Here is a 15,529-nt window from a genome sequence, read left to right as displayed (position 1 = left end):
GCGCCGTCGCCGGGCGCCTGGCCGGGGGGTGCCCGCGCCCCTCACGGGCCTCCGGGTCAGCCCTGGAACGCCGGTTGGGGCATGCCCCGGCCCACTCCCGGGATCACCAGCAGGGAGCCCGCCACCGGATGCGGAGCCGACAGGCCGGTCCTGGCCGTCGTGACGTACAGGTCGGTCAAGTCGGCGCCGCCGAAGGCGCAGGCCGTCGTGCGCGGCGTGGGCAGGGTGAGCACGCGGTCCAGCGTGCCGTCCGGGGTGTAGCGGCGCACCGCTCCCCCGTCCCACAGAGCCACCCACACACATCCGTCCGCGTCGACCGTGAGACCGTCCGGGAAGCCCGCGCCCTCCTCGATCTCCACCAGCGTCCGGCGGCCGTGGACGCGCCCGCCGTCGTGGTCGAAGACGTCCACCCGGCGGGTCGGCGTGTCGATGTAGTACATGAGGCGCCCGTCGGGGCTCCACCCCGTGCCGTTGCTGACCGTGGCGTCGGACAGGACCGTCTTTGCCGTGCCGTCGCCGGTGAGCCGGGTCAGCGTGCCGCCGCCCGGCGCCTCGTCGTACCGCATGGTGCCCGCCCACAGGGAGCCGTCGGGGGCGACCGCCGCGTCGTTCGCGCGGCGGCCCGCGACCGGCTCGTGGTGCAGCCAGCGGAAGCCGTCGTCGGGGTCCAGCAGGCCCACGCCGTCCCGCAGGTTGAGGACCAGCCCGCCGCCCGCGCGCGGCTTGACCGCGCCGACGTGCTGCTCGGTGGTGCGCACCGTACGCCGGCCCGTCGCCGGGTCGTACGTGTGGACGCGCATGCCCAGGATGTCGAGCCAGATCAGCCGGCCCGTCGCCGGGTCCCAGGTGGGGCCCTCGCCCAGCTCCGCCTCGGCCCGTACGGCGACCTCGTACCCGCCGCTCATGCCGCGCTCCGGTGGCCGAGCCGCTCGGACAGCTCCGCCGCGCCCTTCGCCGCGAGCTGCTCCAGCTCGATCCGGCGCTCGTCGCTCCAGCGGATCATGGGGACCGAGATGGACAGGGCGGCGACCACCTGGCCGGTGCGGTCGCGCACGGGCGCGGCCACACAGCTCACGTCCGGGTTGGACTCGCGGCTCTCCACGGCGATGCCCCGCTGCCGGATCTCCGCCAGGGCGTCGCGCAGCGCGCCGGGCTCGGTGATGCTGTTAGGGGTCATCGCGGTCAGCTCGGCGTCGTCCGGGATGCGGGCCGCGAGCTCCTGCTCCGGCAGCGAGGCGAGCAGCATCTTGCCGACCGAGGTGCAGTGGGCGGGGAGCCGGCGGCCGGCGGCCGAGACCATGCGCACCGCGTGCGTGGAGTCGACCTTGGCGATGTAGATGACGTCGGTGTCCTCGAGGATCGCCACGTGGACGGTCTCGTCGCAGGTCTCGGCGACCGAGCGGGCCACCTGCTGGCCCTCGGCGGCGAGGTCGAGCTGCTCGGCGTAACGGCTGCCGAGCTGGTACGGACGTACGCCGAGCCGGTAGCGTCCGGGCTGTCCCGGCACGGGCACGATGTACGAGCGTGCGGCGAGCGTGGTGACCAGCTCGTGCACGGTGGTGCGCGGCAGCTGGAGCTTGCGCACGATGTCGGGGGCGGAGAGCGTCCCGTCCCCGTCGAGGAACAGCTCCAGAATGTCGAGAGCCCGGGTCACGGCAGGCACGAGGCGTCCCACGTCCGGCCCCCTCCCTTGGGTCTAAGCGCCTGTTCGACACCCTGAGTGTTCGAGATATCAACAGACGATCGGCATGGCGAACACAGGCTAGTCATGCGGCGTTGCGCGGGCAATGGGTGGGAGAGGACACCCGCGTACGCCCGGCACCATGGGGCCATGGATCTCGACTTCCAGCTGGTGCTGCTGCGCCGTATGGCCGACCACAACCCGGAGCTGGTGGAGGACGCCCGGCGGCGGCTCGGGGTGTCGATCGCCGAGATGCGGGAGACGAACAAGCGCTGGCAGGCGATGGTCCGCTCACCCCGGGCCCGGTCCGCCGCGTCCCGGTACCGCTCGGTCCTCGGCGAGCCCGAGTCCGTCCACCCGCGCCGGCTCGGCGACGTCGACTGCGAGGCCCGGCGCTGGGCCCTGCCGCTCTGGCCCGACCTGCGCTTCGAGGTGCTGGTCGGGCCGGACGGGGCGGTGTGGAACGAGTGGCTGGTACGCGCCCCCGGCGCTCCGCCGCCCCGGCTGGAGACCCTGGACGACCTGGCCCCCTGGTCCTGCACGGTGGACGAGGCGGCCCGCGCCTTCGCCCCGGCCCGCCCGCTGGAGGGCACCGCACCGACCCGGTGGGGACTCGCCTTCACCGCACCCGACCGGGACGGCGCACGGCACGAGGTGGTCGCCGAGTTCACCTGGGGGCTGCTCCAGCGCACGGCCGTCCTCGGGTAGCTCAGTCGGCGAACCCCGTCGCCCGGGTCCGCTTCTCCCACGCGACGACGTCCTCGCGGACCCGGTCGAGGTGGCCCAGGACGGCGCTCACCCCGTCGCCCCCGTCGCGCTGATCGGCTTCGACACGAACCACGCTGCGGCCGCGGGACGCCATCACCCCGCACCCCGTCAGGCGTCGACAGCCCCCAGAATGCCCTGCACCACCCGCTCCAGCGACCCCGGATGCAGCCAGAGGAACAGATTCGGCTCCACCAGCTCCAGCTCCATCAGCCGGGGCCGGCCGTCCTCCCCGTCCACGAGGTCCACCCGCGCGTACAGCAGCTCGGCCCCGCCGGGAACCGCCGCCAACGCCTTCTCCGCCACGGCGACTTCGCGATCCGTCGGCTCCCAGCGCCGCAGATCCGGGTGAGCCACCTTGTCCGCGTCGTACGGCGTCCCCGGCGCGAGGACGGCGGCCTTGCGGCTGGCGTGCAGCAGTCGGCCGCCGAAGAACTGCAGGGCCCGCTCCCCGCTGACGTCGATGCCGCGGACGTACGGCTGGACCATCGCCGTGAACCCCTCGGCGTGCATGCGGGCGAGGTGCCGTACCGCCGTCTCGTGCCGGTCGGACGTGTAGCGGGCGGCGAAGCGGGCGCCCGCGCCAGAGGTCGGCTTGACGACGTACTCGTGGTCGGCGGGCAGGTCGGCCGGTTCGCCCGGGGCTATGTAGCGCGTGGGAACGGTGGGTACACCGGCCGCCGCCAGCTCGCCGAGGTAGCGCTTGTCGGTGTTCCAGCGCACCACCGGCGCCGGGTTGGCGAGCCGGGTCAGCGCGCCGGCCCGGTCCACCCAGGCCGCGAACTCCTCGGCGCGCCAGCTGTAGTCCCAGGTGGAGCGGATGACCACGAGGTCGTAGGCGGCCCAGTCGGCATCCGGGTCGTCCCAGTACCGGGCCTCCGCCTCGGCCCCTGCGGCCCTGAGCGCCCGCACCAGTTCCGGCAGGTCGGTGTCCCTGCCGGGCTCGGCGCCGGGGTCGTAGGTGGCGAGGGCGATGCGGGGCACGGCGGACTCCCTGTCGTACGTCGGTTCGATCGGCACCGAGGCTAACAAGCCCGGGGAACCGGAACGGCGCGGTTGACCTTCACCTTCGGTGAAGCCCCAGCATCGGTGGCGACGACGAGGAGCGAGGTGCTCATGGAGCTGCTGACGATCGGCGCCTTCGCCAGGGCGAGCCGGCTCTCGCCGAAGGCGCTGCGGCTGTACGACGAGCTGGAGTTGCTGCGGCCCGCGCGGGTCGACCCGGACACCGGCTACCGGTACTACGCCGTCGACCAGCTCGGACAGGCCAGGCTCGTGGCCCGGCTGCGGCGGCTCGGCATGCCGCTGGCCCGGATCCGCGCGGTGTGCGCCCTTGACCGGGCGGAGCGGGACGGAAGTGTCCCCGGCCGAAGGCTGGGGGAGGGTGCCGCGCGGGAGATACGGGCGTACTGGGCGCGGGTGGAGGCGGAGACGGCCGCCCGGCGGGATCTCGCCGCGTTCCTCGTCGACCAGCTGACCGACCAGTCGAGAAGGGACCACGCCATCATGCTGGAACTACGTCATTCCGCCCGATCCGACCGGGGGCTCGTCCGCCCCGCCAACCAGGACACCGTGTACGCGGGCCGCAGGCTGCTCGCCGTGGCCGACGGCTTCGGCCCGGCGGGGGCGCCCGCGAGCGGTGCCGCGGTGCGGGCCCTGCGCTGTCTGGACGAGGCGGAGGAACTGCCCGCCGACGGTGTGCTGACCGTGCTGGAGGACGCTGTGCGCTCCGCGGGCGCGGCGGTGTGCGAGGTGGCCGGCGGCACGAACGAGGCAGGCACCACACTCACCGCGCTGCTGTGGACGGGCTCGAAGCTGGCACTCGTGCACATCGGGGACTGCCGGGCGTATCTGCTGCGGGACGGGGAGCTGTGCCAAATCACCCGGGACCACCGGGTCGAACCGGAGTCACTGCTGCTGCTCAAGGCCCTGACCGGCGGGCTGGATCCGGTGCCGGACGTGCGGCTGCAGGAGGTCCGGGAGGGGGACCGCTACCTGCTGTGCTCCGACGGCCTGACCGAAGCCGTGCCGGAGCCACGGATACGGGAGGCCCTGGACGCACCTCTCGCACCACGGCAGGCCGTGGCGGCACTCGTCGCGGCGGCCAACGAGGCGGGCGGCCCCGACAACATCAGCTGCGTGGTGGCCGACATCGTGGAGGCGACCGCCTGACTCCTGGTGTAGGAAGGGTGGCGACGGTCGACCGACAGTTAGGAGTGCGCCGCGTGTCCTCCCTCTTTCCCGCTCTGGTGGACGCTCCGGGTGAGCGCAGCGAGATGGGGGTCCCCCCAGACGAAGCCCGGGGGAGGATCGCCCTGCGGTTCGGTGAGCGGTCCTTGACGTACGGTGCGCTGGGCGGGGCCGCCGGGGCGCTCGCCGGACGGCTGGGCGGCGCCGGCCGCGTGGCCGTGTGGGCCACCAACGAGTTGGAGACCGCCGTCGCCGTGACGGGCGTGCTGCTCGCCGGGGCGGCCGCGGTGCCGCTGAACCCGAAGTCGGGCGGGAAGGAACTCGCGCACATCGTCTCCGACAGCGCACCCGCCCTGGTGCTGGCCGCGCCGGGCGCCGAACTGCCAGGTGTCGTCGGCGCGTTGGAGCGGATGGATGTCGACACGGCCGCGTCCGGCGCCGTACCGGAGGACACCGCCGGCGACGAGGACCCGGCGCTGATCGTCTACACCTCCGGCACCACCGGTCCGCCCAAGGGCGCGGTGCTGCCCCGGCGGGCCCTCGCCACCACCCTGGACGCGCTCGCCGACGCCTGGCAGTGGACGGCCGACGACGTGCTGGTGCACGGGCTGCCGCTGTTCCATGTGCACGGGCTCGTGCTGGGCACGCTCGGCCCGCTGCGGCGCGGCGGCAGCGTCCGGCACCTGGGCCGGTTCGGCACCGAGGGCGTGGCGCGGGAACTGAACACGGGCGCGACCATGCTGTTCGGGGTGCCGACGATGTACCACCGCATCGCCGAGGCGCTGCCCGGGGACCCGGAACTGGCCAAGGCTCTGGCGGGGGCCCGGCTGCTGGTCTCCGGCTCGGCCGCGCTGCCCGTCCACGACCACGAGCGGATCGCCGCGGCGACCGGGCGGCGGGTGATCGAGCGGTACGGCATGACGGAGACCCTGATGAACACCAGCGTGCGGGCCGACGGCGAGCCGCGCGCGGGCACCGTGGGCGTGCCGCTGCCCGGTGTGGAGCTGCGGCTCGCGGAGGAGGACGGGACGCCGATCACGGCGTACGACGGGGAGAGCATCGGTGAGATCCAGGTGCGCGGCCCCAACCTGTTCACCGGGTATCTGAACCGGCCCGAGGCCACGGCCGCCGCCTTCACCGCCGACGGGTTCTTCCGCACCGGCGACATGGCCGTCCGCGAACCCGACGGCTATGTGCGGATCGTCGGGCGCAAGGCCACGGACCTGATCAAGAGCGGCGGCTACAAGATCGGGGCCGGCGAGATCGAGAACTCGCTGCTGGAGCATCCGGGGGTGCGGGAGGCAGCGGTCACCGGGGAGCCGGACGCGGACCTGGGTGAGCGGATCGTGGCCTGGATCGTCCCGGCCGACCCGCAGGCGCCGCCGGCCGCCGAGGAGCTGGCGGACCATGTGGCCCGCCGCCTCGCCCCGCACAAGCGCCCCCGCGTCGTCCGCTACCTGGACGCCCTCCCCCGCAACGACATGGGGAAGATCACGAAGCGGGCGCTGGCCGATGCCTGAGCGGCACTCCGCCCGGCAGATCCTGACCCTCGTCGCCGACGAGGCGACCTTCAGCGAACTGTCCGGCGTCACAAGGGAAGCGAAGGCGGACGGCCCCCTCGGCTGGCCGGGCTACGACGCCTTGCGAGCCCGCGCCGCCGAGCGCACCGGCGAGGAGGAGTCCGTCGTCTGCGGCACCGCGAGCGTCGACGGCACCCGCGCCGTGCTGATCGCGTTCGAGTTCGGCTTCCTCGGCGGCTCCCTGGGCGAGCGCACCGGCGACCGGCTGGAGGCGGCCTACCACCACGCCCGTGCCCACCGGCTCCCGGTCGTGCCGCTGGTCGCCACCGGTGGGAGCCGGATGCAGGAGGGCATGCTCGCGCTGAGCCAGCTCCAACGGGTGGCCCGCGAGTCGGCACTCACCCGGGAGGCGGGCCTGCCGCAGATCGCGGTGCTGCGGGACCCCACGACCGGCGGCGGCTGGGCCACCCTCGGCGCCGGAGCCGATGTGATCCTGGCGCTGCCGGGCGCCCAGGTGGGCTTCGCGGGCTCCCGGGTCCGGCCGGCCGGCGCGGATCCGGCCGCTTACACGGCGGAGGCGCAGGTGGCGGCGGGCTCGGCGGACGCGGTGGTGCGGCCCGAAGAGCTGCGCGGGACACTGGGCCGGTGGCTGCGGCTGCTCACCACTCCGGCCCAGGAGGCCCCCGCGCCGGCCGCCCTCGGCGCCTCGGACCTGCCCGCCACCGGCTGGGAGGCGGTCCGCCGCGCCCGGTCCCCCGAACGTCCCCGTGCCCAGGCCTACTTGGACGCCTACTTCAGCCGCACGGTCTCGCTGGGCGGGGACCGGTGCGGCGGTCAGGACCCCGACGGCATGCTGTGCGGTTTCGGCGAGCGGGACGGCCGGACCGTGGCCTACGCGGCCCAGACGGGCACGCCGACCCGGCCCGCCGGGTACCGCACGGCCGCCCGGCTGATCCGGCTCGCGGACCGGCTCGACATCCCCGTGCTGACGCTGGTGGACACCCCCGGTGCCGCCAACGACGCCGAGGCGGAGCGGCAGGGGGCCGGGACCGCGATCGCCGAGGTGTTCGGCACGGTGGCCACGGCCCGGGTCCCGGTCACCACACTCGTCATCGGCGAGGGCGGCTCCGGCGGAGCCCTCGCGCTGGCCGCGCCGGGCAACACCTGGGCCACGCCGGACAGTTACTTCTCGGTGATCGCACCGGAGTCGGCGGCCGCCATACTCAAACGCCCGCAGGACGAGGTGGAGGCGACCGCCGAAGAACTGCGCATCCGGCCGCAGGACCTGGTGGAGCTGGGGGTGATCCGGGGCGTGGTGTCCCCCGGCTAGTGCCGCGGCAGGCAACGTTTGCCCGTCAAGGAGCGGTGTCCGGTGCGTGCTCTCGGCGTGCCGGGTGCAAGCCCCCGTACTGGATGTACTTGGGTTTGTGCCCGGTGCGGCGAGAGCACGTGTCGGGCGTCGCGACGGGGCGAACGTTGCCTGTTGCGGCACTAGCGCACGGCCACCCCCCGGACGATCTCCAGCGCCACCGAACCGCCCTCGTCGTCGTGGGCCGAGGCGCGCAGGGAGACGGAGGCAGCCCCGCGCGGCACCCTCAGCGTGCGGCAGAGCCTCGTCCGGTACGACGCTGATCTCGCCGTCGCTCTCCTGCGTCCGTACGGCTCCGGTGGCCCCCTCGGGCCGCCGCACGGTGACCGTCCTCTTCCCGTGCCCGAGGTCGGTGACGGTCACCTTGTCGCCGGTGACCAGGGTCACGGTCGTGACCGTGGCGGCCGGACCGGCCGGGGCGGAGCCTGCGGAGTGACAGGGCCGAGGACACCGGTCCGGCCGGTGTCCGACCGAACCGGTGCTTGACGATCGGCGGCGACGACACGGAGTGGGAGGCGGCACTGGCGGTCGGAGTGCCGTTCGCGCACGTGGTCACCCACCACCGCCCGCACGGCTCCCACCGGCTGACGAGCCTCGGCCTTTTACCTCTGCTGCGCGCCGTGCGGAGCCTGTGACACGCCGAAGGCCGCGAAGTACCCCCGTTCGGCGGCACCCCGCCCGGCCCCCTCCAGAAGGCGCCCGCCACCGGGCCCCGCGCAGGATGCAGGGAGAGGAGGACACCCGCCGACCGGGCGGGCGCCCAAGCCCCGCACTCGGGAGGATCCGCCGTGACCGTCAGTCTGGAGCAGTTGCGCCGCTGCCACTTCGCCGTCGACCTGGGCGCGGCCCGCACCCGGGTGTATGTGAAGGGCGCCGGTCTCGTCGTCGACCAGCCCTCCGTCGCCGCCGTGAACACCCGCACCGGCGCGCTCATCGCGGTCGGCGAGTTCGCGGAGCAGATGACAGGACGGACGCCCGCCTACATCCGGGTGGTCCGGCCCATCTCCGGCGGCACGGTGGTGGACATCGAGATGGCCCAGCGGATGCTGCGGCAGCTGCTCGGTGACAGGACGCGCCGTCAGCTGCGCCGCAACCTGCGCCTGCGCGCGGCGGCCTGCACCCCGCACGACGCCGATCCGCTGGCCCAGCGGGCGACCACGGAGACGCTGGTGGGGCTGGGAGCCAAGAGGGTCGAGCTGGTGGACACGCTGATCGCGGCGGCCGTCGGCTGCGGGCTGCCCGTGGAACGCCCCGAGGCCACCATGATCATGGTGTGCGGGGCCGCCGCCACCCAGGTGGCCGTCCTCTCCCTCGGCTCCATCGTCACCGCCGAGCGGATCCCCGTGGGCGGCGAGGCCGTCGACCACGCGATCGTGCAGCATCTGCGGCACGAGCACGCGCTGGTGCTGCCCAGCCAGGCGGTACGGCCGCTGCAAGTCGCCCTGTCGGGCAACGGGCTGACCGCGCACGGCCCGGAGCGGACCGAGATCCACGGCCGGGACGTCGCCACCGGGCTCGCGCGCAGCGTGCAGATCGACACCGCCGCCGTACGCGACGCGATCCAGACCCCGCTGACCGCGGTCCTCGACGGCATCGGCAAGGTGCTGCGCGAGTGCCCGCCCGACCTGGTCGCCGACCTCGCCGACCGCGGGATCATGATGGTCGGCGGCTCGGCGCTGCTGCCCGGCTTCGACCAGATGCTGCGGGAGGCCACCGGCATGCCGGTGCACATCGCCGAGCGGCCCGACATCTGCGCGGCCCAGGGCCTCGGCGCCATGCTGGAGGGCCGGATCGAGCCGCTGGTCCTCAACCCCCTGGCCGCCTAGGGCGTTTCGTTCGGGCCAGGTCGGACGGGCCGCGGCGTCCGGTGGGGTGCGTCGCAGGGCGGAGGATCACCCGCTCGCTGGGCGTCCTCGGGTGGTCCGACAACACGGCGAGGTGCCGTGCCGGGCGTCGCGGACCCGGGCCGCTCCGGACGAAACCCCCTGGACCAGGGCCGGTCACAGGGCCAGGTAGCACCGGACCGTCGTCCCGCCGTCCCCCACGTACGTCCGCACCAGGTCCGCCACCAGGTTGACCATCAGCAGCCCCCGCCCGCCCCGTTGATCCGGAGGGGCGGGCCGGCGGCCGGCCAGGGGATCGGCGAGCTTCCCTCGGTCACGGACCTCGCACAGCACATGCCCGGCCTCGGCCCACACCGTGATCTCTCCGCAACCGCCGCCGTGGACCACGCTGTTGGTGGTCAGCTCGGCGGTGATCAGCGACAGGTTCTCCAGGGCCGTCCCGGCCAGGCCCAGCCGTGCCCCGTGCCCGGTGACGAGGTGCCGTACGGCGGGCAGGTCGTCCTCGTCGAAGGCGGCGGTGAGCACGCCCGGGCCGGTGCCGGGGGCGGGCGGCAGCGGCGCGTTGTAGCGGGCGACGACGTCCTCGGGGTCGTAGGCCTCGCTGCCGTGCCGCGCACCGGTCCCCCCGGGGATGAGGACCGGATGGGTGGCGTGGGCGTCGGCGAGCACGCGCTCGTCCAGACGTGACGTGTCGTACGGACACAGGATGGTGACCTCGCGGCCGTGGAACGCCGCGTTGATCAGTGCCTCGTGCTGGGCGCAGGCCGGATACTCGGCCGGGCTGCGGCCGGCCCAGACGGGCTCACCGATGATGTGGACCCGGCGGTCGGGCGGCTGGGTGTCGGCGAAGGCGCGCAGCACGCCGGGGATGATCCGGCCGGGATTGCGCCCGGCCTCCCGCATGTCCAGGAACCGTACGGCCTCGCCGTCGGTCCCGAGCGCGTCCCGGATCAGCCGTAGGTTCTCCCCCGGCACGGCGACCGCGACGGGCGCGCCGGCCGCCAGCGCCGCGCGCACGAAGGGCACGGTACCGGCCAGGTACTCCGCCACGTCGCCGTAGAACAGCGCGGGATGCACGAAGGGTCCTGCCGGGTCGGCGAACGCGGCCGTCGTCCCGGTCACGACGCCGCCCGCCATGGCCGTACCTCCGTCCCGGCATCCCTCTCGTGTTCTCCCGCTCGCACAGGACAGGGGTGCCCGGAACAGGGCTCGCCTCACTCCTTCGGTACGACATTCGGACATCTCCGTACGACAACCGGCGGGGCCGGTGTAGCCGTACGGGCAGGGGGCAGGCGAGCGACGAGGCGCCCGGAGGACAGCGGCAACGACGAGGACGACAGACATGACCTCAGCGGTACGCGCACGGCACACCGGGCGGCCGGGCACCCTGGTCGTCGAGGGCCGCAGGGAGGGTGAGGGGGTGGTGGTCCTCGAGGTCCGCGGCGAGCTGGTCCACGGCTGCGCGGACACCCTCGCCGGGACGATGGCCGCGCTGCCGGTGGACGTCACCCGGATCGAGCTGGACCTGACGGGCGTGACCTTCATGGACTCGACCGGCCCGGTGTTCCTCGAGGAACTGCGGCGGTTCGGCCGCCGGCACGGTGTCGCGGTCGCGGCCACGGGCTGGCAGGGCCAGCCGCGCCGGGTCCTGGAGCTGGTGGGCCTGGACAGCGGGGATCCGTTGCGCGCCGCGCCGCCCGTCGGCCTGTCCGCCCGGACGGCCTCGGCGGTGGCCCGGGAGCGCGCCGAGCAACTGGACTCGCTGCACCTGGAGATAGCGCAGCTGCGGCACGCGATCGACTCGCGGCCGGTGATCGACCAGGCCCGGGGCGTCCTGATGGCGGCCCACGGCTGCACTCCGGACCGTGCCTGGGACATCCTGCGCGAGACCTCGCAGCGTTCCAACACCAAGCTCCGCCGGGTGGCGGAGGCGATCACGGCGAGCGCGGCCCCGGACGGCCCCGCGCTCCCGGACGCGCTGCGCAGCGCGCTGCGCACGGCGGTGGACGGCACGGCGTGACCCGGTGCGTCTGGGAGGGGCGCTCAGTACGGCAGGATCCGCCCGGACGGCGTCCTGCGGTCGATCTCCTGCCCGCGCGGGGCGGCGGGGCGCCGGCTGACGCGTACCCGGATGCGGCGGTCCATGACGCCCTCCCTCTGCCGAAGCGGCCCGGCGATCGGCGCCGGTAGGAGGTGCGTGCCCAGGACGCGGGCTGTTCAAGCATGTACGGGTCAAGCAGGCACCGGCGCCACCGGCTGCCGCAGGTGACATCGTTGCTGCACCCGCCGCAGCCGGTGGGGCAGGTGGGACACCGCGGCCCCGTCCGCGAATCTCCACGACGGCTCCTATGCACTCGCCGGATGCGCCATGCCGGGAGGGCCGTGGGACGGGACCACCGCCCGCGAGGCCTCTGTCGCGGCCCTGGACACGCGTTGAGGTGGCTAGGGCGTGTTTCGAAAGTCCCGTCTGGTCCGCGACGCCTGGCACGGCACCTCGCCGCGTTGTCGGGATCGTCATTCGCGGGACGCGACCATGCCACATGCCTCCTTACGCTTTCCGTGCCCCTGGGCGACAGGTGACGGCCGCATCAGGCGCTCCCCTGCCTGCTTCACTCCGTGAGTACCCAGCACCGGGTCGATGACCAGTGACGTCACCATGTAGCACCAGGTGCTACACCACACCTATCATGAGGGCATGACCGCGCAGCCCGAGATCACCCAGCGCGACCTGCGCACCAGGTCCAAAGAGATCATGGACGCCGTCCAGAGCGGCCAGTCCTTCACCGTCACTCGTGACGGACACCGCATCGGCGAGCTGATCCCCCTGCGCCGGCGTCGGCGCTTCGTTCCGCGCGGCGAGTTCGCCGCCATGTCCCGCACCGCCCCGGAGATCTCCCTGGAAGCTTTCCGCGCCGACCAGGACGCCGCCGCCGAGCAGGAGCTGGACGACCCCTATGCCCGTTGAGCACCAGCAAGGCCTCCTCGACACCAACATCATGATCCTTCGCAGGTGGATCGACCCCGAGGAGCTACCGGCCGAGATGGCCATCACCGCCATCACCCTGGCCGAACTCTCCGCGGGACCCCACCAGGTGCGCAGCAACGCCGAACAGGACGACTGCGACGAACGCGCCGAACGCGCCCGCCGCACCGACATCCTCCAGCGCGCCGAGAACGAGTTCGACCCCATCCCCTTCGGCGCGGAAGCCGCCCGCATCTACGGCCGGGTGTGCGCTGCCGTCATCAGCGCTGGCCGCACTCCCCGACGACGTATCGCCGATCTGATGATCGCCTCGATCGCCATCGCCGAGGGCCTCCCCTTGTTCACCACCAACCCCGACGACTTCAAGGGCCTGGACGACCTCGTCGCCGTCGTCCCCGTCACCCGCCCCACGGTGCTCCACGGCCGGTAGCAGGACGCCAACGTATCCCCGACGAGCGCCTCGACCAGGTGTCCACCACCCTGTTGTCGTGCGTCTCGCGAGATGACGCAAAGTATTGACTCCACCCTCCGCCGCTCCTAGCCTCCCCTCGTTGAGAGCGCTCTCACAGGTCTGTCGCAAGAGGTTTCTCTGTCTCGCTCCATGTCCAGGAGGGCAACGCGCGAGGCCGTTTCCGTACAGAGCTCACGCAGGGGCACGAGTCCTGACCCCATCGCGTGCCACCGCGCGTGACGACCCACATCGGGGAGAGCCGCAATGTTAAGAAGAACCGATCAGCCAATCAGGGCGGTGCGTGGCCACCTCCTGTCGGGCGGAGGGCCTGCCGCCTCGGTGACCGGCGAAGGCACCGCATCCGCCTGGTGGCCCACGCACGGGCTGCGCGCGGCAGTGCTTGTGGCCGTGGCCGCTCTGCTCGGGGCGGCCTTGACGGTGATCACGCCGCGGGTGGCCGGGGCCGACGCGGTGGGTGCGGGCAGCTACACCACCGCGCCGCCCGGTCCGCTGCCTTCAGGGTGTGCGGACCTGTCCACCAACCCGCGTCACTGGGTGACGGCCAACGCCCCGTCGGGTGCCGTCCCCACCAACGACTGGTGGTCGTCGATCCTGTGGAAGCGCACGAACTGCGCGTACGGGGAGCCGCTGTTCGCTCAACCCCTCGGGTTCCGGGCCCGGTCGGGTGGGCTGGGTGTCTCCTACAGCACCAAGCCGACGATCTCCGGCAGCGGCAAGGGCGTGGGCGAGTACCACTTCGACTACCACGAGGACTTCGTCGCCGGTGTCTCCGGACTGGCCGCCCCCGAGGTGAAGGTCGACGACTGGAGCGACTGGACCGTCAGCCCCTGCCTCAGCGACGGCGCGCACACCCTGCGGGCGACCATCGGTTCCGGCCTGCCGTTCGCCTACTTCCGTGCGACGGGCGGTGACGCGCAGATCAAGGCAGCCTCCGGCGCGACCGTGGACGTCTGGTCCAACTCCGGCTCGGTGATCGGCTACACGATCGACGGACACGACTACGCCGCCTTCGCCCCCAGCGGCGCCACCTGGGCGGTCAGCGGCTCCACCTTCACCTCCTCGCTCGCGGGCAAGGACTACTTCTCGGTCGCCGTGCTGCCGACCACGCCGTCCACCCCGCCCGAGGACCGGGCGGCGCTCGCGACCGAGTACGCCAAGTACGCCTACGACCACGTCACCGGTACGGCCGTGTCCTACCGGTACGACGAGGCGGACAGCACCGTCACGACCACGTACCGCTTCACCACCACCGCGCTGGAGGGGTCGGCGAGCGGCACGGTGGCGGCCCTGCTGCCGCACCAGTGGCGCCACCTGGCCGACGGCAGCCCGCTGCCGCAGACGTACGTCTCCTCGCGCGGCCCGCTGAAGGTGCTCACCGGTGTCACGTCCTTCACGACGTCGATGGTCTTCCACGGGGTGCTGCCCGAGATACCGGCCGTCGCCGACAGTTCCGGCGCCGACGCCACGACACTGCAGGACTACCTGGACGCCGAGAAGGCGGACCCGACCCGCCAGCAGAGCGACGACACCTACTGGACCGGCAAGGGCCTCGGACGCGCCGCACGCCTGGCGGAGATCGCCGACCAGACCGGCAACACCGCCGTGCGCGACGCCGCCCTGTCCGCGATCAAGTCCAAGCTCACGGACTGGTTCACGGCCTCGCCGGGCAAGACGGGCCACTTGTTCTACTACGACCACAACTGGGGCACCCTGATCGGCTATCCGGCCTCCTACGGGTCCGATCAGGAGCTGAACGACCACCACTTCCACTACGGCTACTACATCGCCGCCGCAGCGACCCTCGCCAGATTCGACCCCACTTGGGCCGACGCCGACCACTACGGCGGCATGGTCGACCTGCTCATCCGGGACGCCAACAACTACGACCGCACCGACAAGCGCTTCCCCTACCTGCGGGACTTCGACATCTACGCCGGCCACGACTGGGCCTCCGGCCACGGCTCGTTCGCCGCGGGCAACAACCAGGAGTCCTCCTCCGAGGGCATGAACTTCGACAACGCGCTCATCCAGTGGGGCATCGCCACCGGGAACAAGACCGTCCGTGACGCCGGGATCTACATGTACACCACCCAGGCCGCCGCCATCGCGGACTACTGGTTCGACACCCACCACCAGGTCTATCCCAGCGACTTCCCGCACAAGGAGGTCGGCATGGTCTGGAGCAACGGAGGCGCCTACTCCACCTGGTTCTCCAGCGCCCCCGAACAGATCCAGGGCATCAACCTGCTGCCGGTCACCGGCGGACACCTCTACCTCGGCGACGACCCGGCCTACGTCAAAGCCAACTACCAGGAGATGCTCGACCAGGCCGGCAGGACTGAGCCCGGCATCTGGTCCGACATCTGGTACGAATACCTCGCCCTCGGCGACGGCGACGCAGCCCTGGCCGACTTCCGAGCCCACAACGCCTTCACCTCCGAGGAAGGCGAAAGCAAGGCCCACACCTTCCACTGGATCCGCAACCTCGCCGCGCTCGGCACCGTGGACACCACCGTCACCGCCGACAACCCGCTGACCGCGGTCTTCACCAAGAACGGCGCACGCACCTACGTAGCCGCCAACACCACCGCCACCGACATCACCGTGCACTTCTCCGACGGAACCACCGTGCAGGTACCCGCCGGGAAGACTGTCACAGCAGGCGCCCACACCTGGAGCGGTGGCAGCGCGCCCGGCGGCACAGG

At 73.0% G+C, this 15,529-nt stretch carries 15 protein-coding genes and 1 pseudogene; 10 read left to right on the top strand and 6 right to left on the bottom strand.

Going from position 1 to position 15,529, the window contains the following annotated elements; all coding sequences use genetic code 11:
* Positions 1-56: 56 nt before the first annotated feature.
* Positions 57-905 (bottom strand): SMP-30/gluconolactonase/LRE family protein, encoded by an 849-nt coding sequence (locus AC5WRT_RS37910; RefSeq protein ID WP_496101054.1) that lies wholly within the window; start codon positions 903-905, stop codon positions 57-59.
* A complete protein-coding gene (locus AC5WRT_RS37905) occupies positions 902-1,675 on the bottom strand; it encodes an IclR family transcriptional regulator (RefSeq protein ID WP_496098692.1) in 774 nt (257 codons plus the stop codon). The genes AC5WRT_RS37910 and AC5WRT_RS37905 overlap by 4 nt, the downstream gene beginning before the upstream one ends.
* A gap of 156 nt (positions 1,676-1,831) precedes the next feature.
* Between AC5WRT_RS37905 and AC5WRT_RS37900 the strand changes: the two genes are divergently transcribed.
* Positions 1,832-2,389, top strand: a complete 558-nt coding sequence (locus tag AC5WRT_RS37900) for a hypothetical protein (protein ID WP_496098693.1) — start codon at positions 1,832-1,834, stop codon at positions 2,387-2,389.
* 1 nt (position 2,390) lies between these two features.
* On the opposite strand, the gene AC5WRT_RS37895 is transcribed toward AC5WRT_RS37900, so the two are convergent.
* Together AC5WRT_RS37895 and AC5WRT_RS37890 are read right to left on the bottom strand one after the other, a co-directional pair.
* Positions 2,391-2,543 (bottom strand): hypothetical protein, encoded by a 153-nt coding sequence (locus AC5WRT_RS37895; protein WP_496101053.1) that lies wholly within the window; start codon positions 2,541-2,543, stop codon positions 2,391-2,393.
* A 14-nt stretch (positions 2,544-2,557) separates the two neighbouring features.
* The gene (locus AC5WRT_RS37890; protein ID WP_496098694.1) at positions 2,558-3,430 is read right to left on the bottom strand and encodes an ATP-grasp domain-containing protein; all 873 of its coding nucleotides are present in this window, start codon (positions 3,428-3,430) and stop codon (positions 2,558-2,560) included.
* A gap of 132 nt (positions 3,431-3,562) precedes the next feature.
* Between AC5WRT_RS37890 and AC5WRT_RS37885 the strand changes: the two genes are divergently transcribed.
* From AC5WRT_RS37885 to AC5WRT_RS37875, 3 genes are read left to right on the top strand one after another with little or no spacing between them, the layout of a single operon-like run.
* Positions 3,563-4,618 carry a MerR family transcriptional regulator gene (locus AC5WRT_RS37885; protein WP_496098695.1) on the top strand — a complete coding sequence of 352 codons (1,056 nt, stop codon included), beginning with the start codon at positions 3,563-3,565 and terminating at the stop codon, positions 4,616-4,618.
* Between the two features lie 53 nt (positions 4,619-4,671).
* Positions 4,672-6,156, top strand: a complete 1,485-nt coding sequence (locus AC5WRT_RS37880; protein WP_496101052.1) for an acyl-CoA synthetase — start codon at positions 4,672-4,674, stop codon at positions 6,154-6,156.
* Entirely contained in the window at positions 6,149-7,486 is a 1,338-nt protein-coding gene (locus AC5WRT_RS37875) for a carboxyl transferase domain-containing protein (RefSeq protein ID WP_496098697.1), read from the top strand. The genes AC5WRT_RS37880 and AC5WRT_RS37875 overlap by 8 nt, the downstream gene beginning before the upstream one ends.
* Positions 7,487-7,756: 270 nt before the next feature.
* Here AC5WRT_RS37875 and AC5WRT_RS37870 read toward each other — a convergent pair.
* A pseudogene (locus AC5WRT_RS37870) lies at positions 7,757-7,948 on the bottom strand (hypothetical protein); the annotation flags it as partial.
* Between the two features lie 59 nt (positions 7,949-8,007).
* Between AC5WRT_RS37870 and AC5WRT_RS37865 the strand changes: the two are divergent.
* Together AC5WRT_RS37865 and AC5WRT_RS37860 are read left to right on the top strand one after the other, a co-directional pair.
* Positions 8,008-8,160, top strand: a complete 153-nt coding sequence (locus tag AC5WRT_RS37865) for a hypothetical protein (protein WP_496098698.1) — start codon at positions 8,008-8,010, stop codon at positions 8,158-8,160.
* A gap of 153 nt (positions 8,161-8,313) precedes the next feature.
* Positions 8,314-9,351: a rod shape-determining protein gene (locus AC5WRT_RS37860; RefSeq protein ID WP_496098699.1), complete on the top strand. Its 1,038-nt coding sequence runs from the start codon at positions 8,314-8,316 to the stop codon at positions 9,349-9,351.
* Between the two features lie 174 nt (positions 9,352-9,525).
* Here the strand turns inward: AC5WRT_RS37860 and AC5WRT_RS37855 are convergent, their stop codons facing one another.
* Entirely contained in the window at positions 9,526-10,506 is a 981-nt protein-coding gene (locus AC5WRT_RS37855) for an anti-sigma factor RsbA family regulatory protein (RefSeq protein ID WP_496098700.1), read from the bottom strand.
* 205 nt (positions 10,507-10,711) lie between these two features.
* Between AC5WRT_RS37855 and AC5WRT_RS37850 the strand changes: the two genes are divergently transcribed.
* From AC5WRT_RS37850 to AC5WRT_RS37835, 4 genes are all read left to right on the top strand, one after another.
* Positions 10,712-11,389 carry an ANTAR domain-containing protein gene (locus AC5WRT_RS37850; RefSeq protein ID WP_496098701.1) on the top strand — a complete coding sequence of 226 codons (678 nt, stop codon included), beginning with the start codon at positions 10,712-10,714 and terminating at the stop codon, positions 11,387-11,389.
* Positions 11,390-12,064: 675 nt separating this feature from the next.
* Positions 12,065-12,334 (top strand): type II toxin-antitoxin system Phd/YefM family antitoxin, encoded by a 270-nt coding sequence (locus AC5WRT_RS37845; RefSeq protein WP_496098702.1) that lies wholly within the window; start codon positions 12,065-12,067, stop codon positions 12,332-12,334.
* Complete coding sequence (locus tag AC5WRT_RS37840) at positions 12,324-12,782, top strand: type II toxin-antitoxin system VapC family toxin (protein WP_496098703.1); 459 nt, start codon at positions 12,324-12,326, stop codon at positions 12,780-12,782. The genes AC5WRT_RS37845 and AC5WRT_RS37840 overlap by 11 nt, the downstream gene beginning before the upstream one ends.
* 360 nt (positions 12,783-13,142) lie before the next feature.
* Positions 13,143-15,529, top strand: a 2,387-nt coding sequence (locus tag AC5WRT_RS37835; RefSeq protein ID WP_496101051.1) for a glycosyl hydrolase, incomplete at its 3' end; no start/stop codon positions are given.

Source organism: Streptomyces sp. NTD91, assembly GCF_059510455.1.
The sequence above is the reverse complement of the archived record's forward strand: the minus strand, read 5'-3'. Positions and strand labels throughout refer to the sequence as shown.